This is a genomic window from Micromonospora sp. NPDC050276 (assembly GCF_044459545.1).
Taxonomy (GTDB): Bacteria; Actinomycetota; Actinomycetes; order Mycobacteriales; family Micromonosporaceae; genus Micromonospora.
The window spans coordinates 250,172-272,822 of record NZ_JBITJA010000001.1 but is presented as its reverse complement, the minus strand read 5'-3'; the positions used below and the strand labels follow the sequence as shown (position 1 = coordinate 272,822).

Genomic DNA, 22,651 nt, shown 5'->3' with positions numbered 1-22,651 from the left:
AGGGTATGTGCCCAGAGTCACTCGTCGGTCAGAGACCCCGGCGGGTGGGCAACCCGAAGCACACGGAGGTCAGCGTGGCCCGCCAGTCGCCCCAACGGCCCGACGCCGACGAGCCCGAGCTCGACGACACCACCGGCGCCGCCGAGCCAGATGAGACCGAGGAGACCGACCGTCCGTCGGCCTCGGTCGACCGTTCGCTCTGGGACGAGCTGCGCATCGATCCAGTGGAGATCGCGCTGCCCGCCGGCACCGGCTTCACGCTGCGGGCGTACCGGCCGGCCAGCTCGCTGACCCCGACCGACGTCACCGAGCGCGACCAGGACGACCCGTTCCTCGCCCGCCGCCAGGCGGTCGAAGAGGAGGAGGACGACGAGACCGTCGTCATCCTCGACGAGGAGCTGGCCGAGGAGTTCGCCGCCGAGGACGACGAGTCGACGCGGCGCCGCCGTGACGCCGCCGACACCGACACCGACGAGGCGGACGAGGACGCCACCGACGAGGCGGACGACGAGGAGGTGCCGGTCTTCCTCAGCAACCGGGGCAAGCTGCTGCTGTTCAAGACCCCCGAGTCGCTCGTCAGTTTCATCCGGTCCGGTGCGCCCAACGATCTGTCCCAACTGGACAGCTGGAATGAATTGTCCGAACGGGTGGAGCCGGCGGATATCGCGCCGCTCGACGAGGACACCTACGAGCTCGACCTGGTCGTGGAGAACCTGCGCGGCGGCCACGACACCTGGGACTCGACCCTGCTGATCGAGGCCGGCGAGGTCGCGCGGGACATCTCGTACGCATTGCGGCTGCCTGCGGTACTCGACATGCTCTCCGCCGGCTCCAGCCTCGACGACCTGGACGAGGCGCTGCGGGCCACCGCCAACGGTGGGATCGGCGCTTTCATGGGTCGCCGGCGGCTGAAGAAGATCGGCGCGCAGACCGCGAGTTTGGGTTGGCGCACCATTGTCGGCAAGATCTCTGCGGTCGTGGACTGGCGCGACTGACCCGTACCGGGGAGCATCAGTTGCTGGCAGAGGAAAGACCTGTCCCGGGAGGAGGACGACGCCGTGGCGCTCGTGCGCGTTTACTGCGGTCTGGCCTCGGCGGATCCGGCTGACCGACCGGCCTCCGCCGGCTCGACGCTGACGTCCGCTGTGGTCGACGACGCAGGCCGTCTGCTGCATGTCTGCGAGATCAGCGATGACGCCGCTGGCTACGCCCAGCTCGTCGCGCTGCTCGTGGAGCGGTCGGGCGGGCCGAGCGGTGCGGCCATCGCCGCCGACAGCGACGACCACACGGTCACCTCGCTGCTGAGCGCGGCGGGGCGACCCCTGGCGATCGCCGACGACGACTCGGTGGACGATTTCGCCGAGCGATTCGCCGATGACGACTCCCTTGAGGAGATGCAGTCACCCCCGGCCGAACGACGGGCGGTCGGCCTGGCCCGCGCGTTGCAGGCGGGTGCGCTCTCCGCCGTCACCCTGCCGGCACCCCGGGACCTCGCCGGCTACAAGCAGGTGCTCTCCGCGCACGCCGCGTTGGCCAGTGGTCGACACTCCGCCGCCGTGGCGCTGCGGGAGGTTCTGCGGGAGCTGTACCCGGCCGCCCTGCGCGCGTACCCGGATCCGGCCGAGCCGGTCTCGCTGGCGGTGCTGGACGCGCTGCCCGAGCCGGGCATGCTCGGCGGCACCGTGGCCCGGGGCCGCGAGGTGTCGGTCGCGGCGGACGCCATCGCCGCGCACCTCGCCGCGGACGGGGTCGCCGACGCCGATGAGATCAACGAGGCGGTCACCGCGCTGCGGGTCGCCATCTCCGAGACACCGCGCCGGGCCGCGGTCAACCGGGCGCTCACGTCCGCGGTGGCCGAGACGGTCCGCCAGGCCGTCGCCTCCGTACGGGCCTGCGACGCCGGGTGTGAGGCGCTGGTCAGCGCGCTCAGCTCACGGGTCAGCACGCCGGTGCAGGCACCCGGCCGCCGTGCCGCTGCCCGCCGTGGCGAGTCCGTCGGTGAGCTGACCGGTCTGGCCGGCACCAACGCCGGGCTGACCGGGCTGGCCGGCACGAGCGCCGGGCTGCGGTCGGTTCGGCCCGCTCCGGCCGCCGCCGACCCGGCACCCGCCGCCGGGCGGCGCAGCCGCCCCGAGCCGGTCCCGGGCAACGCGCCGCTGGCATCGCCCCGTCCGCTCGGGCCGCCGCCGGTCGCCCCGGCTCCGGTCACGCCGCCGCCGGTCGCACCCGCGCCGATGACCCCGGCGGCGGCTGGTCCGCCGGCGTCCACGTTGCCCGGACGTACCGAGTCGGCCCCCAGCCGGATCGACGGTCCGACCAATCGACCGGTGTCCTCGCCGCCACCCCCACCGCCCGGCATCACCCCGATCGCGCCGGCGCAGCGCGGCATGGTGCCTCCGGCCGAGGCCGGCGAGCCGTTCCGGCCGACGCTGACCACGGCCGCGATCAACAACGCGCGGGCCGAGCGGCAGCGCACCGTCATCCCGCCCCGACCCAAGACCAACGGCGAGCCCCGGCCGAGTCACCTGCAACGACCGGTCGACGAGCCGCCCACCGGCGGGTTCAGCGCCACCGATCTCAGCATTCCGGTGCCGACCCCCCGGCCCGGTCAGGAGACCGCACCGCCCGGATCCCGTGCCAACTGGCCCCTGGTCAACAACCCGGAGGATCCGTCCGACAGCTCGCCGAACAACCCGGTGGCCTACTCGTACGGCGGCAACCGGGGCGTCGACGCCCCGACCGACCCGGGTCGTGCGGATGGTCGGGTCACTCCGCCCTGGTTGGCGGACGATCTGCCGCAGGAGCCACCCATGCTGCGGTTGGTGGAGCCGCCGCCGCTGGCCGACCGGGCGCTGCGCGAAGGGCTCAACCCTGCTGCCGACCAGCACCTGGAGACACCCCCGCTGCGTCTGGTCGACCGGGAGCAGGCCGCTCGCAACGGTCGGGCCGCCGCCCGCACCGAGCGCGCCGCCGAACACCGGCCACCGCCCCCGGTCGAGCACCGGCCGCCGCCGATGGAGCACCGGCCACCGCCGGTCGCCGACGAGGGCGACGGCGATCTGCTGATCTTCGCGCAGGCCAAGTCGGCCTGGTTCGTCGGGCATGCCGAGGAGTCCGACCTGGACTGGTCGACCACGGCCGACACCGGGTGGCAGGCCGCCGAGCAGGCCGCCCGCCCGGCGGTGGGCGCCGAGACCAACGCCGGGTTGCCGAAGCGCGTGCCGCAGGCCAACCTGGTCCCTGGTTCCCCGCTACGCGAGGAGCGCCCATTGCGGATAGTGCGTGATGCGGCGAGCCTCGCGGAGAACACGACCGGCTACTTCCGCGGCTGGCGCCGCGGCCAGGAGATCGGCGGTTTCGCGGTGGGTGGTCGCCCCGGTCGCGAGGCCGCCGGCGGCTGGGACTTCAGCCGCGACCACGGGGACCGCGACGACGACCGGGAGTACGAGTACCGCTCGGCCGGTTACCAGTCCTGATCCGCTCACGCGAGAGCGCCCTCAGTCAGTTGACTGAGGGCGCTCTCGCGTATTGGCACAAACCCCGGGACACGGCAACGCCGCCTCTCGACGATCCCCGAAGAACCACGGCCCAGGGTGCAGGCGCCGACGGCTTCCGAGACCTTCAGGAGACGGCGTAGGGGGACGCGCCGGCGCGACGTAGCGCGCCCGGGCAGGGTGCAGGGCCCGGTGGCGACCAGAGCCACCACCGGGCGTGCAGCCTAACGATCAGGCCGGGGCGACGGCGCGCGTACGACGCATGGTCAGCACGTACTCGACCAGCGAGATCAGCACGTGCTTCGTCGACTCCCGGTTACGGGCGTCGCAGGCCACCACCGGCACGTCGCTCGAGATCGCCAAGGCGTCCCGAACGTCCTGCGGGTCGTGGTACTGCATCCCGTCGAAGCAGTTGATCGCCACCAGGTACGGCAGGCGTCGGTGCTCGAAGAAGTCGATCGCCGCGAAGCAGTCGGCCAGCCGGCGAGTGTCCACCAGCACGACCGCACCGATCGCGCCCCGCACCAGTTCGTCCCACATGAACCAGAAACGGGTCTGACCCGGCGTACCGAACAGGTACAGGATCAGGTCACGGTCGATCGAGATCCGGCCGAAGTCCATGGCCACCGTGGTCGTCGTCTTGCCCGGCACCTGCCGGGTGTCGTCGACGCCCACGCCGGCGGAGGTCATGATGGCCTCGGTGGTCAGCGGCGTGATCTCCGAGACCGAGCCGACCAGCGTCGTCTTACCGACGCCGAATCCACCGGCGATAACGATCTTCGCCGACGTCACGCGGCCGCTCGGGTTCGGCGGGCGGTGCGACATGTCAGAGCCTGCGAAGTCCACTCAGCACCCTCTCCAGCAGTTCAGTGCCCACCGCGTCGTCGGAGTCGTCCAGGATGGTCGGCTCGTGGACCGCGACCAGGCCGTCCGTCGCCATGTCGGCGATGAGCACCCGGGCCACACCGAGCGGGAGCTGCATCCGCGCCGCGATCTCCGCGAGCGATTGCACGCGTCCGTCACACAGCGCGGCGATGTACTGGTGTTCGCGGCCCTGGCCGCCGTTGCCATTGGCAGCGGCCCGGCCGCGCACCGTCGTCTCGACGAGCGCCTCCAGCGCGATGTCGAGCCGGGGACGGGTGCGACCACGGGTCACGGCGTATGGACGGACCAACGCTCCGGTCGGTTCGTCACGATCGGCCATCTCGCCGCTCACCTCCTTCGCACCCGTTACCGGCTCCCACCGGTGAAACCCGTCGTTGTCGTCGTTGCAGTCGTGCCGACCTCACGATCGGCGAAGTGTCAGCCCAGCATGCCCGCAGCCGCACGCGGCTGCGGGGTCAACGCGTCGCCCACCCGGTCGACCAGCAGCGCCATCTCGTAGCCAACCTGGCCCACGTCAGAGCTGCGGGCCGCCAGCACCGCGAAGGACGAGCCGTCCGAGATGGACATCAGGAACAGGAAGCCATTGTCCATCTCCACGACGGTCTGCAACACCGCGCCTCCCTCGAAGCAGCGAGCTGCCCCCTGGGTCAGGCTGACCAGACCCGATGAGATCGCGGCGAGCTGGTCTGCCCGGTCGCGCGGCAGATCCCGTGACGACGCGAGGAGTAGGCCGTCCGCCGATACGGCGACCGCATGCGCGACGCCGGGCACCCGGTCGGCGAAGTTGGCCAGCAGCCAACCAAGATCCTGCGTAGTTGTCATCCTTCTTGCTCCTTCTGCCCGCTCCCGGCCACCGGGCCTGAGCCAGACTGCGAGGATTGCCCTCCCGGAGTCGCCTCCGGGTTGGTCGGGTTGTCCGAGGTGCTACGCCCTCGCTGCACGCCCCGGTGGTAGGCGGAGAGCAGGCCACGGACCGCCTCCGGGGAGCGCCGCTGGACCGAGGTGGTGGGCTTCTCCACCGCACCGGGCACCAGCTGCGCCATCGGCTTGCGCTTCGGCAGACCGGTCGTGGTGGTCTCGCTCACCGGCACCGCGTCAGCCGCCGCGGAGGCAGCGCGCCAGCCGTCGTCGGCAGCGGTCTGCCAGCCGCTGGTCTGCGGTTGAGGCCGGCGGTTCGGCAGGCTTTCGGCGAGGCTCGGGCGAGTGCCCTCGTTCGCTGTGGAGCCGTTGTCCCGCGGCGCTCCTCCGACCGTCGGAGTGTCTGCCATCGGTGTGTTACCTGTCGTCCCGGATGGTGTCTTGTGGACTGCCCGACCGGTGGCCTCGACCGTGGCGAACTGCTGGGTCGCGGAGCTGCCGTTCGTCGCTGGCTGGGCTCCGGCCGCGGTCTCCTCGGAGCCCGGGCGGCGGGTGCGGAACCAGGCCGACTCAAGCTCCCGGAAGATCGGCAGCTCCATCGTCTCGTCCGCGTACCGCTGCCGGTTCTGCGCCTGCGGTTGCTGCGGCGCCGGCCGACTCTGTGGAGCCGGAGCTGGAGCTGGAGCCGGAGCTGGCGCCGAGGGCTGGGCCGCGGCGGGCTGCTCGCCGGGTCGCGGCACCCGCGGCAGCTCCGTGGTCATGTCCAGAGCGGCGGCGAGCCGCTCGGGCACCGGCGGGGTCGCCGTGTCCCGGTCGCCACCCGGCACTGGCGGCCAGGCCGGCGGTGCCGGGGTGCTGGGTGCCGGTGCGGGCGGGGCGGATCGGGGCGCGAACCCGCTGAACGACTGGCCGGAGGCGGGGGGCGCCGAGTACGGCTGACCCGAGTACGGCTGACCCGACGCCGGCGAGGCCGAGACCGGGGACGCGGACACCGGCGGACCGGCGTACGGCTGCCCGGAGGCCGGGGCGGCGGACACCGGCGCACCGCCGTACGGCGCACCCGAGTAGGGCTGCCCGGAGTAGGGCTGGCCGGAGGCGGGCGACGCGGAGACCGGCGCACCGGAGTACGGCTGCGCGGAGACCGGCGGCGCGGAGTACGGGTGCGTCTCGGGGCTGCTCGGCAGCTGCCGGGGGATGGACGGCTGTTGGCCGGAGGTCGGGCTGTCGTCCCCGGCCCGGCGCTGCGGCAGCGGGTCGACTCCCTGGCCGTTGGCGGGCCGGGGGGTGAACCCGTCGCCACCGTTGACGCCGTTCGTCCCGGCCGCTCCGGTCAGGTCGGACCAGGCCGGCATCGAGCGGTACGCACCGCTGTTGGCGGGCGTGCCGGCACCGTTGCGCGAGGCGGGGTCGAACGGACGACCGCCGAGGGTGACCTGGTTACCGGACTCGCTCGGGCGGGGACCGTTGCCCAGCGCGGGCAGCGCGCCGAAGACCGGCGCGGGCCCGCCCTGCTGAGGACCGCCGAACTGGGGAGCACCGGCCGCCGGCAGGGCCGGAGGTTGCTGCACCCGGCCGGAGAGCGCCCGGGGCACCAGCACCGAGGTGGGCAGCGTCACGTCGGCGACCGTGCCACGGTCGCTGCCGGGGCGCAGCTCGACCCGGACAGCGTGCCGGGACGCCAGCCTTGCGACCACGACCAGACCCATCATCCGGGACACGGCCACGTCGACCTGCGGCGGCGTCGCGAGCCGCTCGTTGAGGTCGTGCAACTGCTCGGCGCTGATGCCGATGCCGCGGTCCTCGACGTACAGCGAGGCGCGGTCGCCGACGCGGCGGGCCTCGACCATGACCTGCGAGTCGGGCGGGGAGAACGCGGTGGCGTTGTCGAACAACTCCGCGACGAGGTGCACCAGGTCGTTGACCGCGTGCGCGGCGACCTCGATGTCCCGGTCGATGACACCGAACTCGATCCGGGTGTAGTGCTCGACCTCGGACTGCGCGGCGCGGAGCACGTCGATGAGGGCGGCCGGCTCACGCTGCACCCGGGTGGAGTCGGCACCGGCGAGCACCAGCAGGTTCTCGTCGTTGCGGCGCATTCGGGTGGCCAGGTGGTCGAGCTGGAACAGCTCGGCCAGCCGGTCCGGGTCCTCCTCGCCGCGCTCCAGCCGGTCGAGGTGACCGATGAGGCGGTCGACCAGGATCTGTGAACGGCGGGCCAGGTTGACGAACATGGTCGCGACGGAGGCACGCAGCGCGGCCTGCTCGGCGGCCGTACGGACGGCTTCCAGGTGGACGGCGTTGAACGCCTCGGTCACCTGACCGAACTCGTCCTTGCTGCGGACCGGCAGCGGTTCGGCGATCTGGTTGGCCAGCTGCACCGGGGAGAGCTGCCCGACGACCTGCGGGTCGCGCAGTCGGGCCACCGCCTGCGGTAGGCCGTACTGGGCGACGGAGAGCGCGCCCTGCCGCAGCTCACGAAGTGAGCGGGCCATCGAGCGGGCGACCAGGTACGCGAAGAGGATGGCCAGCAGCAGCATGCTGAGCAGCAGGCCGGTCTCCAGGAAGACCTGGCGCTGGACGTCCGAGCGGAGCGTGTCGGCCTCGTTGACCACTTCGCGGTCGAGCTTCGTCTCGACGGTGCGGATCAGCTTGGCGTTGGCCGTCATCGCGGCCTCCCACTGGTCCGGGCCGAACGGCGCACCGCGCATGTCGCCGGTGGTGTTGCCGTCGATCCAGCCGGTGTAGTTCTGTGCCTGCCGGCGGTCACCGCCCGCGACCGTCTGGTCGTGGAACTTCGCGTCGTCCGGGGTGGCGACGGCCTTGAAGCTCTGCAGCGCCTGCTGCTGGCCGGTGTCGCTGGCGACGTAGTCCCTGCGCAGCGCGGGGGTCAGGCGCTTGCCGCCCTTCACGCCCAGCGCGCGGTGCACCACGACCCGGCGTACGGCGAGGAATTCCTTCTCCCGGGCGACCGCAGCGGCGGCGCGCATCCGGTCGCTCAGCTGGTTGTCACCGGCGAGCTGCGTGGACGAGTCGCGGATGGCGAGCAGGTCACTGATCAGACCCTCGTACGCCTGCACGGTCTCGGTGAGCGCGAGCTTGCCGTTGAACACCTGACTGCGCACGCCCGACAGGTCCTGCAGGTTCTGGTCGATGCTGTCGAGCAGGCCTTCCAGGCTGCTCGGCAGGTCCTCGATCTCGGCCCGCTGCTGGCGGTAGGGGGCCGCCTCCTGATCCACCCGGGAGTTCACCCGGTTGTAGGCCTCCTGGTACTGCGCCGTCGGCTGCGTCCCGTCCGCGCCCAGCAGCAGCACGGCGGCGGTCCGCTCGTCCTGCAGAGCGTCGACCAGGTCACCCGAATAGCTCGACAGGTTCGCCAGATCGCCAGCTCGGTTGGCATTGTTGAGCGTCTCCACGTGGTCGACCAGACCACTGGTGCCCACCACAACCGTGGCGATGGTCGGCACGATCATGATGAGACCGAGCTTGGACCAGATCGGCATGTCCCGGAGCCGGCTGGCCGGCCGGCGCAGCCGCGACAGGAAGGAGCCCGCCGTCTTTGGCCGTTTGCTCACGTCACCGCCCTCGCGATTACAGCTTCAACGCGTTGCCCCGGGCAACGCCCAGCGACCGACCCGGCGGGTCGGACCCCCGAGATTCCATCACGCCCGTCGACAAGAAGAAAGCCCAGGTTGTCCCCGACCGAAGCTGTGATGAGATGTTGATGCAATTTGATAGCAGTCTGTCTAGCCGGAGTAACTGAAGGTAATGGAACATCCGCACCGAGTTGTCCTGCTCGCCGGCCCCTCCGGGTCCGGAAAGTCGTACATAGCGCAGCAAACCGGCTTGCCAGTACTCTGCCTGGACGACTTCTACAAAGACGGCGATGACCCTACGTTGCCGAGACGAAACGGCCAGGTGGATTGGGAATCGCCGCTGTCCTGGGACGCCCTCAGTGCGGTGGAAATCATTGCCCGACTTGCCCGCGAGGGGCGGGCCGATGTGCCGGTTTATGCGATCGGCGCAGATCGGCGGGTAGCCACCCGGTCATTTGATGTCGCCGGATCGCCACTTTTCGTTGCCGAAGGGATCTTCGCCGCCGAGATCGTCGAGGAGTGCCGCCGTCGTGGCCTGCTCGCCGGGGCGTACGCGCTGCGTCGACCGCGCGGGGCGACCTTCCTACGCCGGCTCGCCCGGGACCTGTCCGAGCAGCGCAAGGCGCCACGGGTGCTGATTCGGCGCGGGGTGGCGCTCCTACGGGCCGAGCCCGCGGTGCTGCGCCGGCAGATGGGCCTGGGCGCGGAGGCGGCCCGCGCCCGGGAGGTGCTGCGCCGGGTGGCCGGTCTGCTCGCCGGCCACCCGCACGGCTGAGCTCAGGCCAGCAACTTCGCGTACGCCGGCTTGATCACCTCATCGATGATCCGCAGCCGCTCGTCGAACGGGATGAAGGCGCTCTTCATCGCGTTGATGGTGAACCACTGCAACTCTTTCCAGCCGTAACCGAACGCCTCCACCAGCAGCGCCATCTCCCGCGACATCGAGGTGCCGCTCATCAGCCGGTTGTCGGTGTTGACGGTCACCCGGAAACGCAGATCCCGCAGCAGGCCGATCGGGTGGTCCGCGATCGAATCCACAGCGCCGGTCTGCACGTTCGACGAGGGGCACAGCTCCAACGGGATCCGCTTGTCCCGCACGTACGCGGCCAGCCGGCCGAGCGAGCCGTCCGGTGCGATGTCGTCGACGATCCGTACCCCGTGGCCGAGCCGGTCCGCTCCGCACCACTGGATCGCCTGCCAGATCGACGGCAGACCGAACGCCTCGCCGGCGTGGATGGTGAAGTGGAAGTTCTCCCGCTGGAGGTACTCGAAGGCGTCCAAGTGCCGGGTGGGCGGGAAACCCGCCTCGGCACCGGCGATGTCGAAGCCGACCACCCCGGCGTCCCGGTGCCGCACGGCCAGCTCGGCGATCTCCTGGGAGCGGGCGGCGTGCCGCATCGCGGTGAGCAGCGTGCCCACCCGGATGCCCAGGCCCGCATCGACCGCCAGGGCGGTGCCTTCGGCGAACCCGGCCAGCACCGCCTCGACCACCTCGTCCAGGCTCAGATCCCGTTCCAGGTGCTGCTCCGGGGCGAAGCGCACCTCGGCGTAGACCACGCCGTCGGCGGCCAGGTCCAGCGCGCACTCACGGGCCACCCGACGCAGCGCGGGCGCGGTCTGCATGACCGCCACGGTGTGCGCGAACGTCTCCAGGTAACGCTCCAGGGAGCCCGAGTCCGCCGCGTCGGCGAACCAGCGCCCGAGCGCTTCCGGGTCGGTGGTGGGCAGTTCGTGGCCCACCTCGGCGGCCAGGTCGACGATCGTCGCCGGCCGCAGGCCGCCATCGAGGTGATCGTGCAGCAGCGCCTTCGGGATCTTGACGATGTCCTCGTACCGGATAGTTGCGACCATGCTCAGACCCTAGTCAGCCAGCTCGGGCCCGCCGCGCCAGGCCACTAGGCTCGACGGCATGGACGCGTTCCGGGGGTTGGACAGGCCGCGGCCGGAGCTGGACCCTCGGGTCCTCGAGCGGCTGCGCTGCCCGGTCTGCGGCGAACCGCTGGAGCAGGCCACCGACACCAGGGCCCTGCGCTGCCCGCGCCGGCACAGCTTCGACATCGCGCGTCAGGGCTACGTCAACCTGCTCACCGGCCGGGCCCCACACGTCGGTGACACCGCCGAGATGGTCGCCGCCCGGGCGGAATTCCAGTCCGCCGGGCACTACGACCTCGTCTCGGACGCGGTCGCCGACGCCGCGACACGGGCCGTTTCGGGCGTCGGGGCGTACCCCCTGGTGGTGGATGCCGGCGCGGGCACCGGCCGCTACCTCGGTGCGGTGCTGGCGGCGCTGCCGGACGCCGTGGGGCTGGCCCTGGACGTGTCCAAGCCGGCGCTGCGGCGCGCGGCTCGGGTGCACCCCCGCGCCGCCGCGGCGCTCGCCGACACCTGGCAGCGGCTGCCCCTCGCGGACGCCTCGACCGCCGTGCTGCTGAACGTCTTCGCTCCGCGTAACGGCGCCGAGTTCCACCGGGTGCTCGATCCGGCCGGCACGCTGCTGGTGGTCACCCCCGACACCGACCATCTCGCCGAGTTGGTGGATGCCCTCGCCCTGCTGCGGGTGGACCCGGACAAGGCCGAGCGGGTGACCGGCAGCCTGGGCGGGCACTTCACCCTCGCCGGTTCGGCGGTGCACCGGACGGAGCTGGCCTTGACCCGGCCGGAGGTGGCCACCCTGGTGGGGATGGGCCCGAGCGCCTGGCACACCGACCCGGGCGCGCTCGCCGCTCGGCTGGCCGCCCTGCCCGAGCCGGTCCGGGTGACCGTGGCGGTCCGGGTCGACGCGTACCGACCCCGCTGACGCTCAGGTGGAGAGGTCGACCTCTTCCCAGCCGGGCGGCTCGTCGTGGTACGGCCCGCGCAGGATCACCGCCCACTCCAGCGCCCAGCGCCGCTGCCCGATCGCGTTCGCGTCGACCAGGCCGGGCGCGCGCCGGCCGCCGCGCTCGGTCTCCAGGTACGCCCAGTCCAGGCAGTAGTGCAGGTCGAGGAGGGCGGCCGCGTCGGCCGGGTGCTGCGGTGCGGTGAGGATCCGGGAGCGCCAGTGCGGAAAGGTCTCCCCCTCGGCGATGTGCGGCAGCCGCTCGACCAGCCGCTCGTCGACGGCCAGGGTGGGGTCGAGCTGCTTGCTCAGCCCCAGCACCCAGGCCAGCGCGAAGAGCGCGTCGTGGTGCAGCACGAACGACCGGTGGTCGCCCTTGCCGCCCATCACGAACTGCCACTCCGGCGGGGTGACCATCTCGACCAGGTGGGAGCCGAGCAGCCAGCTCATCGCGGCCTGCGGGGGCATCCCGAAGCAGCGGGCCAGGATCAGGTGCAGCACCGCGATCCGCGCCTCGATCTCCGCCGTGGGGCGCAGGTCGATCTGGTCGCCCGGCTCCCAGACGAGGGGAAACTGGGCCGGCGGCAACGGCAGACCGAGCCGGGACAGCTCGTCCAGGCTCGCCTCACGGACCTCACGTGGGTCGGGGGCAGCAACGGTCACGGCGGATCTTCCTGTCTGCTCGCGCCGGCGCAAGGCCGGTTGTCCCCCTTGGCCTGCGAGAATAGCGCTCCCAGGTGACCGGCACCACGCCTGGGCGACAGCGGATCGATCAGCCGATGCGTTCGATGACCAACGACGTCGCCGCCGGTGCGGTCGACGCGATCCGTACCGCCTTGGCGGCCTCGGCCAGCGCGGCCGGAATCCGCGTCGGGTCCTCGGCGCGCAGCTCGTAGAGCGGGTCACCGGCCCGCACCTCGTCACCCGGCCGCTTGTGCAACACCACCCCGGCCGGCACGCTGACCGGGTCCTCCTTGCGCGCCCGACCCGCGCCGAGCCGCCACGCCGCAACCCCCATGGCGTACGCGTCGACGGCCGCGACGTACCCGTCCCGCTCGGCCCGCACCACCTCGACCTCGGCGGCCGCTGGCATCGGCGCGTCCGGGTCGCCGCCCTGCGCCCGGATCATCGCCCGCCAGGAGTCCATCGCCCGGCCGTCGCGCAGCGCCGCAGCCGGGTCGGCGTCCGGCAGACCGGCGGCGTCGAGCATCTCCCGGGCCAGGGCGAGGGTCAGCTCGACCACGTCGGCCGGTCCACCACCGGCCAGCACCTCGACCGACTCGGTCACCTCGACGGCGTTGCCGATCGCCAGGCCGAGCGGGGTGGACATGTCGGTGAGCAGGGCGACCGTCCGTACGCCGTGCGCACCGCCCAGCTCGACCATGGTGCGGGCCAGCTCGCGGGCCTGGTCGACGGACTTCATGAAGGCGCCCGAGCCGACCTTGACGTCGAGGACCAGCGCACCGGTCCCCTCGGCGATCTTCTTGCTCATGATCGAGCTGGCGATCAGCGGGATCGCCTCCACGGTGCCGGTCACGTCGCGCAGCGCGTACAGCTTGCGGTCCGCGGGAGCGAGCCCGGCACCGGCCGCGCAGATCACCGCGCCTACCTCGTCCAGCTGGGCGATGAACTCGTCGTTGCTCACCGTGGCCCGCCAGCCCGGAATGGACTCCAACTTGTCAAGTGTGCCGCCGGTGTGCCCGAGACCCCGGCCGCTCAGCTGCGGCACGGCCGCGCCACAGGCCGCCACCAGCGGGGTGAGCGGCAGGGTGATCTTGTCGCCGACGCCGCCGGTGGAGTGCTTGTCGACGGTCGGGCGGCGTACCGCCGACAGGTCCAGCCGCTCACCGCTGGCGATCATCGCGGCGGTCCACCGGGCGATCTCCGGGCCGGTCATGCCGTTGAGCAGGATCGCCATCGCCAGCGCGGACATCTGCTCGTCGGCGACAACCCCCCGGGTGTACGCGTCGACCACCCAGTCGATCTGGGCGTCCGACAGCACACCCCCGTCCCGCTTCACCCGAATAACGTCAACAGCAGCAAAACTCATCAGAAGTTCTTCCTAGTCCTTTGGAGAACCGACCCACGGCCGGTGACCACGTCAGGGCCGGGGCCGACCGTGCCCGGCGGAGGGATCAAGCCTGACCGCCCGGAGCCGGGCACGGTCGGCCCCGGCCCCAAGCTCAGCCACCAGACCACCGAGAAGGGATCTCCGCAGGCGGCTCACCCTCACCGGCCCAGAAGATCGTGCCGGTCGCGTCCACCACGACCACACGCGGCGTCCGCGCCAGGCCCCAGGTGATCGCCTCGGCCGGGTCGTCCCAGCTCGGTGCCTCCTCCAGCACCCCGGTCTCGGCGCCGGCGTCGTCTCCGGCCGAGCGCTCCCAGTACGCCGTCCAGACCTGCTGACCGGCGGACATGTCCGGGTGCACGAAAACGGTGCCGCGCCCGCGCCAGGCGGCCAGCCGCTCCGGGACCACCGGCACCGGCGTCTCCCCGGTGACGGCCTCCAGGTCCTCCACGCCGAAGGCGTGCGGCAGCAGCTCAGCCATCCGCAGTGGCCGGGTCTTGCTCTCGATCAGGCACTCCGGGCCACCATGCTCCCAGAGCAGCTGCCGACAACGGCCGCACGGCATCAACGGCTCCCCGGTCGCGTCGACGCAGGAGAGCGCGACGAGCCGACCGCCACCGGTGGCGTGCAGGCTGGACACGACCCCGCACTCGGCGCAGAGCGTCACCCCGTACGCGGCGTTCTCCACGTTGCAGCCGACCACCACACGGCCGTCGTCGACCAGCGCGGCCGCGCCGACCGGGAACGTCGAGTACGGCGCGTAGGCGTGCCGCATCGCCTCGGTGGCGGCGGCGCGCAGCCGCGCCCAGTCGATCTCCATGCCCACAATTCTGCCGCATCGGCCATCCGACCTGCGGCTGGGCCCGAGCAGTAGGCACCTGTCGGGGCCGGGTCAGCCCGACATGACGAAGCGCGGTCGGTGGGGAGACCCACCGACCGCGCCCTGAGCTCTCGGCTCAGTATTTCCAGGCGGTGCAGTTCGGCCAGCTCGACGGCGCCTTCCAGCCACCGCTGTACACCGCGTAGCCCCAGCAGATCCGGTGCCGGTCGGTGTCACCACCGGTGTTCGTGGTGTGGCTGGTGTTCCAGGTGCCCTCGGAGCCGACGCCCGAGATCTTGTTGTACGCAGCCTGGAGGGCGTAGCCGTACGGCGAATAGATCTGTCGCTCGACGCGGATGGCGTAGGGGATCCCGGTCGGGTCGGGCTGGTAGTCGACGACGATCTGGCCCCAACGCTCGGTGCAGGCGCTGTTCTGGACCAGCTTCCAGCCGGCGATGATCGAGCCGTTCAGCGTTGCGTATTTCGCGTCGACCACGGAGCTGCAGGCGGCGGCCGCGGGAGCCGCCGGCGTGACGACGGCGCCGAGCCCGACGGCGGCGACCAGGGCAATGGCGATGCGTGCGCCCTTACGGACGATCGATGACTTTCGCACTCTGATGATCCTTCCCCGAATCCAAACGCCGCGAAGTCGGCGTCGCGCCGGACGCTAGGGCCGCCCGCCATCACGGCGACATCACGCCGCCACCGTCCGGCTCTCCGTTGGGCGCGCACCTGTCCCGGCGACCACGTGTCCGTTCCGGCAGCCGGAGACAGCGGTGCCGCAGGCAGTGCCCCCGCGAGGTCGGTGGGCTGCCCGACCGCCGCCGGGCCGGCAGCAGGTCGGCCCGGCCGGTGATGGCCGGATGATGTGCCCGCTCCGAATGATTCGTCCGCCGTCACCACGGCGGCCCCTGCTCGCGGTCGCGAACAGGGAGAGATCAGGAGGATGGCTTGCTGACAAGACGATCAACGGGAAAGTGGCGGATGGTGGCGGCACTCACCGCCGTAGCCCTCTGCGCCATGACGATCCCGCTTGGCACAACGCAGGCGCGGGCAGCGCAACCCGACAGTCCGGAAACCCGGGTGCAGCCCGCAGCCCCGACGGGCGGGGCGGACGCCCGCCGCGACCGGGTCGCTCCCGAGCGACGGGACAAGGTACTGGCGCGCGGCTGGCGCACGTCGACGGACCTGAGCTGGACGACCTCTGGCGACGTCCGGGGCTTCCACGTGCTCGTGGCGACGGCTCGCAGCGGATACACGTGGCAGACGGTGGCGACCCTCGCCGAACCCGGCTTCGACGCGGACCAGTGGATCGGCAACGCCTGCCTGACCGGTTCGGGTCGACGGCTGGTCGTCGTGTACGCGCCACGAACTTTCACCAACAAGGCGGACCTCTTCGACCGGGGAGGCTTCACCGCTGTCGTGGACCTCGTCGACGGCAAGGTCACCAAGCTGCCGGTACAGAGCTCGCTGGCGTACTTCAATCCTGGCTGCGGCGCCGGCGAGAGTGCCGTCGTCGCCCAGTTCGGCGGTGAACGGATCAACGAACCCACCGTCAGGACCGTCCAGAGCCGACTGCTGACGGTGGACGCCAAGGCGGGTTCGCTGTCCGCGCCGATCCTGCTCAACACGGAACTCGGTGCGGCGGTGCCGACCCCGGACGGCATCGTCGCCGCTGGCAGTGGCCGGTTGGTGCGCGTCGCCGCGAACGGCAGCATGACCGCGCTCGCCAGCACCGAGGGAACCGCGTTCCGGCTGGTGCCCGACAGCTCGGGTGGGGTGGTCTTCATGGACCGTTCCGGCGAGAACGCGCGGGTCAAGCGCACCGTGCCGCGACCCGGTGCGGCCGTGACCACTCTCGCCGAGGGCACAATCAGCGACCTCGGGCTCACCCGGGGATCCGGCGGACGCGCTTTCCTGACCGGTACCGCGTCACGTGTGGCGACGCTGCCGACCGGCACTCGGCGTCTGAACGTTCCCGCCAGCGCGGAGGTCTCCTCCGAGGGTGCCGTGGCGCTCACCAGGATCAGCCAGACTCCGACCACCGGCGCCGCGACCGCCCGGACGGTGACACCGGATACCCCCGAGCCAGTCCAGATCGAGGCCCGAATGACCGCGACCGGCGAGGCGGTGGCCTTCCAGGTGGCGCCGGTCACGACTGGCGCGTCCGCCGCCTCGGGCCGAACGCTGCACCCCAAGCTCGGACGGCCCGCTGCCCGAGCGACGTCACGGCAGGGCCAGGCGCCCGGCACCGACCTGCGGGCAGCCGCCTCGCCGAACGACCCGGTCGAGGCTGAGCGCACCTGCTCGGTGCCCCGCAACGACCCGCGTAACCAGGCTCTACAGCCCAAGCCACGTCAGGTGGAGTGGGCCGTCGACCAGGCGATCACCGACTCCCTGCACAACACCCGGGAGGCGAACTGGAAGAACCTGGGCATGCCCGCATACAGCCCCCAGGGACTCTTCCCCCTCGTATCGCTCAACGGCGGGGGGCGGGTGCCGGCGCAGATCATGCTCGGCATCATCGCGCAGGAATCCAACATGTGGCAGGCGGCGCGTTTCGCGTTGCCCGGGGTCACCGCGAACCCGCTGATCGGCAACTACTACGGCATCGACATCTACAACGCCAGCACCGGTGACGACTGGGACATCGACTGGGCCGATGCCGACTGCGGCTACGGTGCCACCCAGGTCACCGACCACATGCGACTCGCCGGCAAGGAGAAGGGGCCGGGCGACGAGGCGTGGGAGTACCAGACGCAACGAGCGGTCGCCCTCGACTTCGCCGCCAACATCGCGGCTGGTCTACAGATCCTGCAGAAGAAGTGGAACGAGACCAAGTCGGCCGGCCTGACCGTGCACGACGCCAACCCGGCCGCCATCGAAAACTGGTTCTTCGCGGTGTGGGCGTACAACTCGGGCTTCTACCCCGACAAGGGCAACGGTCAACCATGGGGTGTGGGTTGGCTGAACAACCCGATCAACCCGCGCTACGACCCGCAGCGCCTGCCCTTCCTGGAAGTGACGTACGACGACGCCAGAACTCCGCAGAAGTGGCCCTACCCGGAGAAGGTGATCGGCTGGGCGGGCCACCCGATCGAGCTGAACGAGTCTCCGGAGACTCTGGTCGCCGGTTACCGGGCCGCCTGGTGGACCACCGTGCCGATGCGGGTGCTGGCCAAGCCACCGTTCGATCTGTTCTGCAACCAGTCGAACCACTGCGACCCGAACAAGAAGATCACCCCCGATGATCCTGACGTCATCGGGGAGCCCGCCGGGCCGTGCGAGAACAGGAACGCGGCCGGCCTCTACGATCTGCGGTGCTGGTACAACCAACCGGTCGGCTGGAAGGCAGCGCCCGGGGAGGCCTGCGTCGCCTGCGGCAACGAGGTCCTGCGCTTCGACCCGGGCTACGCGTACCAGGACGACGGCACCAGCTTCCCGCCGAAGTGTGACCTCTCCGGGCTGCCGTCCGGCGCGAGGGTGATCGACGACATGCCGGATGGCACCCCGTCGATCCGGCCCAACTGCGGCAGGCCGTGGTCGAACGCCGGAACCTTCCGCCTCGACTTCGCCTCGGACAGCCAAGGCCGGTATCCGGCCAAGGTCGACCTCCATCAGATCGGCGCCGGGTTCGGCGGCCACTTCTGGCGGGGTCACACCCGGACCGCAGGCGACGAGGGTGGAAAGCTGAAGACGACCGGCACCTGGACCCTGTCCCAGCCGATGAGCGGGTGGACCAGGGTCATGGTGTCCGTGCCGGACCACGGCGCGTGGACCGGTCAGGCCAAATACACGATCAACCTCGGCAACGGCAAGAGTCGCTACCGGGTGGTGAACCAGACCTGGCAGACGAACCGCTGGGTCGACCTCGGCACCTTCAACCTCGGCGGCAACGCCAGCGTCGCGCTGAGCACCGTCACCGCCGACGGGCGCGGCGAGGACAGCATCATCTTCGACGCCGTCGCCTTCGTACCGACCAGCAAACCGTCCGCGTTCTACGTCGCGATGGGCGACTCGTACTCGGCCGGGGAGGGCGGTGCTCCGTACGACCGGAACTCCGACTACAACCGGGACAGCGGCAGCTCCCTCGACCGGAACGCCTGCCACCGGTCCCAGCAGTACGCCTATCCGCGGCTGGTGACACTGCCGGGCCAGACGCAACCGATCGCGGCGCAGGCGGCCGAGGGCAAGGCTTCGTTCGCGATGATCGCCTGCTCGGGTGCGATGACCACGAGCGTGACCACCGACGCCGTCAACAATCCGCCGAGCGCCGACGACCAGCGGGGCAGCACCGACTGGGGCAGAACCGACTATCACTACGGGGAACTGACACAGGTCGACCAGGGTTATCTGGACGAGGACACCACCCACGTCAGCATCTCGATCGGCGGCAACGACGTTCGTTTCGGCGACGTCATGAAGGCCTGCTCGCTGGCTGTCGGCGACTGTTACGACGACGATTTCCGGCTGACCCGAAACAACGACGTGGTGGACCCCGCACCGCTGAAGCAGTACCAGACCAACCTGATCCGCAACCTGCTCCCGACCCATCTGCTGGCCACGTATCGGGCGATCCACGCGAAGGCGCCGAACGCCCAGATCGTGGTCGTCGGCTATCCGCGGTTCTTCACGGACGATCCGGCGGACGGCTGCTATCTCATCACTCCAGAGCGGAAGCGGCTGCTCAACTCCTTCGCGAACCTGTTGAACATCAGCATCGCGAAGGCGGTCGAGACCGTCCACGGGCAGGGCGTCAACATCCGCTTCGTCGATCCCAACCACAGGTGGCGTATCGGCACCGGCCCCGACCATCACGGAGCCTGCCCGGGCGCGGACGGTAACTGGATACACGCTGTCATCGCCACGTCGGAGTCGGGAAGCGGCCGGGATACTCCGGGAGCAGGAAGTTGGCACCCGAACGTCGAGGGACAGCGGCAGCTCGCCCAGCTGGTCAATTCGAGCCTGGCTGGCTACAGCTCGACCTCGGCCGTGCAGAACCGGATCAGTAACTACGTGGCGACCCGGGCCTCCGACGGCTGGACGATCACCGCGGCGCAGGCGCAGAACGCCGCGGAGACCTGTCTGCGATTGGCGCGGGTGGGTGGGCTCGTCGACGACCCCTGCATGACCATGCCCATCCTCTTCCCGACCTCGGCGGATGCCGCCGGAGCGGCGAACAACGACATGGAGGCGCTGAAGGCGCACCCCGCGTGGGTGGCGCTGCACTACGTCAAGAGCAGCGAGAAGGAGCGGGGGTGGTCGCGGAGCTGGATGAACCTGGCCGCCGTCAAGCAGACGACCTGTCCGAGCCCTCGCCCCAGCGGTATGCAGTGCGACGAGTTCCCGTACTTCACCAGTGAGCAAGGCGCGGCATGGGATTACCACCTCGGCGAGAATTCGCCAACCAGCACCCGGCTCCGGCTGGTGCCGACCGGCGAAAACCGGGCCGAGGGGTCGATGGTCGGTGCCATGTATACGAAATGTCAGATGAACAGCGGCACCTACAGTGCGCTGGTGCCGCGCTTCCTGAGTAGCAATGGCCAGCCCTACCTAACCATTCCACTGATCGGCACGACCAACATTCCCAAGACGCTCTACATATGTTGATGAGTCATTTCGACGATTGAGAGCACAGCGACCGGCCGGTCGGCGCGTTCGGAAAAGCGAGCGCGACGACCGGCCGGTTATCCGTTCCCCAGGATTGTGCGGAACGGCCGGCCGTGCGATCCTGCAACCGTGTCTGACACTCACCAGAACCTGACCACCGTTCTCGGTCAACTCGAATTGCAATGGCGTCGAAACAACGCACCGATTGCCGCACGGCTCGCCCCCGGGCATTCCGACGAGCACCTCGCCGCCGCCTTTCAGACGGTGGCCCTCCCCCTGCCGGCGGAGCTACGACGATGGTGGGGCTGGCACGACGGGGTACGCCGCCTCGAGCCGGGGACCCGCCTGGGCGTGGAGAGCCAGATCGGGCCGGGGGGCTGGGAGTTCCTCAGCCTGACCGAGGCGTTCGACGAACGCAGCCTGATGCTGAGGGTGTGTGGCCGCGCCCACTACCCGGCCGACGACCGGGACTGGGACGGCTACTGGCGACCGTCCTGGCTGCCACTGTTCGCCCTCGACGGCAACCTGGCCTTCGTCGACCTCGACCGCTCCCCGTACGGAAGCGCGCCTGTCCACCTGTGGTCGGCCCAACCGGAGGACGTCGGCGTCGCCCGTACGGGGTCCCTCACCGAACTGCTGGCGATCTGGGTCCGCCTGCTCGACGAGCGCTACTACTGGTGGTCCGCCGAGCAGGGTCGGTGGATGGATCGCCGGCCTGAGGTGGCTCCGACGCTGGTCACCAGAGGGCTCCTCTGACCGTCGCGTCCGAGCAGTGCCAACGCCCCGATGATCTTGACACTGTTCAATGTCCCAGGCAGTATGGACGGCATTGGTACCGCACACCACGGCTACGGGGGCAAGGCATGCGGTTTCTGCTTCTGGGTTCGCCCTGCGCAAAAGAAGTGTTCGCGGTGGCCGGCCGGAGAGCGACCATCATTGCGACGATGTTGGCGGTAAATCACCACAAGTCCGTTTCCCTTGATCGGCTGGTCGACGCCGTCTGGGAGTCCACCCCTCCCGCGACCGCCAGAGAACAGGTCCAGAACTGCGTGTCGCTCATGCGACGAAACATACGGTCTGTTCCGGCGGACCTCACCATTGAACGCAACAGAATCGGCTACCAGCTTCGTGGCGATCATTTCGAGACGGACGCCGACTGTTTCGAGCGTGAGGTGCGCACGGCAGATGAGCTGATCGCCGACGGCCGGTTGGCCGACGCCGCAGGACGGCTGCAACAGGCACTGGCGCACTGGTCCGGCCCGGCGCTCGACGGCCTGAACGCCAAGGAGCTGCGCGCCCACGCGGCCCGTCTGGACGAGCTGCGGTTGGCCGCGATGGAGCGGCTGGCAACGACCAACCTGCGGCTGGGACGCCACGACCGGGCGATCGCGGAGCTACGGGCCCTGATCGAGATCGAGCCGCTCCGGGAAAACATCTCCATACTGCTGATGGACGCACTGGCCGACAGCGGCAGGTCCATCGACTCTCTGACGGTCTACCGCAGTTATCGCGACCGGCTCAGAACAGAGCTAGGCGTCGAGCCGGGGCCGGTCGCCAAGGCCAGGGAGCGGCAGCTGCTGCAGTCGCTGAACACGCCGACGCAGGTCGCCGTCGACAACCACGCAGGACTCGGCCGGCTGGCGGGCCCGCCGGCCCAACACCGGCACCTGGACCGCGCCGAGATCAACCTCGACCGCAACATAACCCATCACCTGGAAACGGCGTACGCCCACATCCGGGCGGCGTTCGAGCTACTCGGGGCGGGACGACCGGGATACGTGGAGCTTCCCGGTCTTCCCCCGACCCACGGCGAGCAACGGACGGCGATACGACGCACGTACCACCATCACGTCGGCCCCTGATCGCCGGCGCTCTGGGCGCTGCGTCGACGTGGCAGTTCGGTGTCGCGACGGTGTGGTGGCAGTGGCGGGCATCGTCACGATGGTCCCGTCCACTCGCCGCCCAGTCTCCGAAAAGGAAGGACCGTCCCCGATGCGTAGGTTCAAAGTAACGATGGCGCTCGCGGTGGTGGCCGCCAGCGCCACCCTGCCGGTGGTCCTGACCGCGACCCCGGCTGCGGCCGCACCACAGTGCGTGCTGGCGCTCTATTACCAGAACAACTACGTGCCAGGCAGCGACGACCTGTCACCCAACTGCACCATGGGCTACGGAGCCTACGGCAACGCCGTGCGGGAGCTGCAGACCAACCTGAACACCTGCTACCGCAAGGGCCTCACTGTGGACGGAGACTTCGGCGGGAGGACCCGCGACGCTCTCAAGAGCGTGCAGAGCGCGCTCGGGATCGCGAGCGACGGTGTCTACGGGCCGCAGACCGCCCGCGCGATGAACCACAGAATCGTCGCTGGTGGCGGCAGCTGCGACCGGATCACCTTCTAGTCCCTCAGGGGTGGGGGGCCCCGGGGGGGCGCCCCCCCCCCCCCAACCCCACCCCCCCCCCCCCCCCCCCCCGGCCCCCCGTATTTTAAGAGTGGCGGCAGACGG

17 protein-coding genes are annotated in these 22,651 nt (G+C 70.7%); 8 read left to right on the top strand and 9 right to left on the bottom strand.

Features of this window, described 5'->3' with window-relative positions:
• Positions 1-44 precede the first annotated feature (44 nt).
• Together ACIBF8_RS01300 and ACIBF8_RS01295 are read left to right on the top strand one after the other, a co-directional pair.
• A complete protein-coding gene (locus ACIBF8_RS01300) occupies positions 45-995 on the top strand; it encodes a DNA primase (RefSeq protein ID WP_396780327.1) in 951 nt (316 codons plus the stop codon).
• A 39-nt stretch (positions 996-1,034) separates the two neighbouring features.
• The gene (locus ACIBF8_RS01295; protein WP_396780694.1) at positions 1,035-3,476 is read left to right on the top strand and encodes a transposase; all 2,442 of its coding nucleotides are present in this window, start codon (positions 1,035-1,037) and stop codon (positions 3,474-3,476) included.
• Positions 3,477-3,725: 249 nt separating this feature from the next.
• Here ACIBF8_RS01295 and ACIBF8_RS01290 read toward each other — a convergent pair whose 3' ends face one another.
• From ACIBF8_RS01290 to ACIBF8_RS01275, 4 genes are all read right to left on the bottom strand, one after another.
• Positions 3,726-4,319, bottom strand: coding sequence for an ATP/GTP-binding protein (locus ACIBF8_RS01290; protein ID WP_007455465.1), 594 nt, complete (start codon positions 4,317-4,319; stop codon positions 3,726-3,728).
• A gap of 1 nt (position 4,320) precedes the next feature.
• Positions 4,321-4,698, bottom strand: a complete 378-nt coding sequence (locus ACIBF8_RS01285; protein ID WP_030329021.1) for a DUF742 domain-containing protein — start codon at positions 4,696-4,698, stop codon at positions 4,321-4,323.
• Positions 4,699-4,796: 98 nt separating this feature from the next.
• Entirely contained in the window at positions 4,797-5,201 is a 405-nt protein-coding gene (locus ACIBF8_RS01280; RefSeq protein WP_030329023.1) for a roadblock/LC7 domain-containing protein, read from the bottom strand.
• Entirely contained in the window at positions 5,198-8,809 is a 3,612-nt protein-coding gene (locus ACIBF8_RS01275; protein WP_396780326.1) for a nitrate- and nitrite sensing domain-containing protein, read from the bottom strand. Before ACIBF8_RS01275 ends, ACIBF8_RS01280 begins: the two co-directional genes overlap by 4 nt.
• A 385-nt stretch (positions 8,810-9,194) precedes the next feature.
• Here ACIBF8_RS01275 and ACIBF8_RS01270 point away from each other — a divergent pair, with 385 nt between their 5' ends.
• Positions 9,195-9,605, top strand: coding sequence for a uridine kinase (locus ACIBF8_RS01270; RefSeq protein ID WP_396780325.1), 411 nt, complete (start codon positions 9,195-9,197; stop codon positions 9,603-9,605).
• A gap of 2 nt (positions 9,606-9,607) precedes the next feature.
• Here the strand turns inward: ACIBF8_RS01270 and ACIBF8_RS01265 are convergent, their stop codons facing one another.
• The gene (locus ACIBF8_RS01265) at positions 9,608-10,681 is read right to left on the bottom strand and encodes an adenosine deaminase (protein WP_396780324.1); all 1,074 of its coding nucleotides are present in this window, start codon (positions 10,679-10,681) and stop codon (positions 9,608-9,610) included.
• 97 nt (positions 10,682-10,778) lie between these two features.
• Here ACIBF8_RS01265 and ACIBF8_RS01260 point away from each other — a divergent pair, with 97 nt between their 5' ends.
• Positions 10,779-11,627: a putative RNA methyltransferase gene (locus ACIBF8_RS01260; RefSeq protein ID WP_396780693.1), complete on the top strand. Its 849-nt coding sequence runs from the start codon at positions 10,779-10,781 to the stop codon at positions 11,625-11,627.
• Positions 11,628-11,630: 3 nt separating this feature from the next.
• On the opposite strand, the gene ACIBF8_RS01255 is transcribed toward ACIBF8_RS01260, so the two are convergent.
• The 4 genes from ACIBF8_RS01255 to ACIBF8_RS01240 form a co-directional block, all read right to left on the bottom strand.
• The gene (locus ACIBF8_RS01255; protein WP_363609757.1) at positions 11,631-12,311 is read right to left on the bottom strand and encodes a DUF4272 domain-containing protein; all 681 of its coding nucleotides are present in this window, start codon (positions 12,309-12,311) and stop codon (positions 11,631-11,633) included.
• Between the two features lie 109 nt (positions 12,312-12,420).
• Positions 12,421-13,701, bottom strand: a complete 1,281-nt coding sequence (locus ACIBF8_RS01250; protein WP_396780692.1) for a thymidine phosphorylase — start codon at positions 13,699-13,701, stop codon at positions 12,421-12,423.
• A gap of 130 nt (positions 13,702-13,831) precedes the next feature.
• A complete protein-coding gene (locus tag ACIBF8_RS01245; protein ID WP_396780323.1) occupies positions 13,832-14,539 on the bottom strand; it encodes a cytidine deaminase in 708 nt (235 codons plus the stop codon).
• A gap of 136 nt (positions 14,540-14,675) precedes the next feature.
• Complete coding sequence (locus tag ACIBF8_RS01240; protein ID WP_396780322.1) at positions 14,676-15,152, bottom strand: hypothetical protein; 477 nt, start codon at positions 15,150-15,152, stop codon at positions 14,676-14,678.
• A gap of 470 nt (positions 15,153-15,622) precedes the next feature.
• Here ACIBF8_RS01240 and ACIBF8_RS01235 point away from each other — a divergent pair, with 470 nt between their 5' ends.
• The 4 genes from ACIBF8_RS01235 (at position 15,623) to ACIBF8_RS01220 (ending at position 22,546) form a co-directional block, all read left to right on the top strand.
• On the top strand, positions 15,623-20,149 hold the full coding sequence (locus tag ACIBF8_RS01235) for a hypothetical protein (protein ID WP_396780321.1): 4,527 nt from the start codon (positions 15,623-15,625) through the stop codon (positions 20,147-20,149).
• Positions 20,150-20,278: 129 nt separating this feature from the next.
• Positions 20,279-20,905 carry an SMI1/KNR4 family protein gene (locus ACIBF8_RS01230; protein WP_396780320.1) on the top strand — a complete coding sequence of 209 codons (627 nt, stop codon included), beginning with the start codon at positions 20,279-20,281 and terminating at the stop codon, positions 20,903-20,905.
• Between the two features lie 107 nt (positions 20,906-21,012).
• Positions 21,013-22,011 carry a BTAD domain-containing putative transcriptional regulator gene (locus ACIBF8_RS01225; RefSeq protein ID WP_396780319.1) on the top strand — a complete coding sequence of 333 codons (999 nt, stop codon included), beginning with the start codon at positions 21,013-21,015 and terminating at the stop codon, positions 22,009-22,011.
• Between the two features lie 130 nt (positions 22,012-22,141).
• Positions 22,142-22,546: a peptidoglycan-binding protein gene (locus ACIBF8_RS01220; protein WP_396780318.1), complete on the top strand. Its 405-nt coding sequence runs from the start codon at positions 22,142-22,144 to the stop codon at positions 22,544-22,546.
• Positions 22,547-22,651: the final 105 nt, after the last annotated feature.

What these genes read in the sequence shown, in the direction of transcription:
- ACIBF8_RS01225 (WP_396780319.1), top strand. Translation starts at nt 21,013, where the DNA reads ATGCGGTTTCTGCTTCTGGGTTCGCCCTGCGCAAAAGAAGTGTTCGCG.
- ACIBF8_RS01265 (WP_396780324.1), bottom strand. Translation starts at nt 10,681, where the DNA reads ATGGTCGCAACTATCCGGTACGAGGACATCGTCAAGATCCCGAAGGCG.
- ACIBF8_RS01220 (WP_396780318.1), top strand. Translation starts at nt 22,142, where the DNA reads ATGCGTAGGTTCAAAGTAACGATGGCGCTCGCGGTGGTGGCCGCCAGC.
- ACIBF8_RS01290 (WP_007455465.1), bottom strand. Translation starts at nt 4,319, where the DNA reads ATGTCGCACCGCCCGCCGAACCCGAGCGGCCGCGTGACGTCGGCGAAG.
- ACIBF8_RS01280 (WP_030329023.1), bottom strand. Translation starts at nt 5,201, where the DNA reads ATGACAACTACGCAGGATCTTGGTTGGCTGCTGGCCAACTTCGCCGAC.
- ACIBF8_RS01245 (WP_396780323.1), bottom strand. Translation starts at nt 14,539, where the DNA reads ATGGAGATCGACTGGGCGCGGCTGCGCGCCGCCGCCACCGAGGCGATG.
- ACIBF8_RS01285 (WP_030329021.1), bottom strand. Translation starts at nt 4,698, where the DNA reads ATGGCCGATCGTGACGAACCGACCGGAGCGTTGGTCCGTCCATACGCC.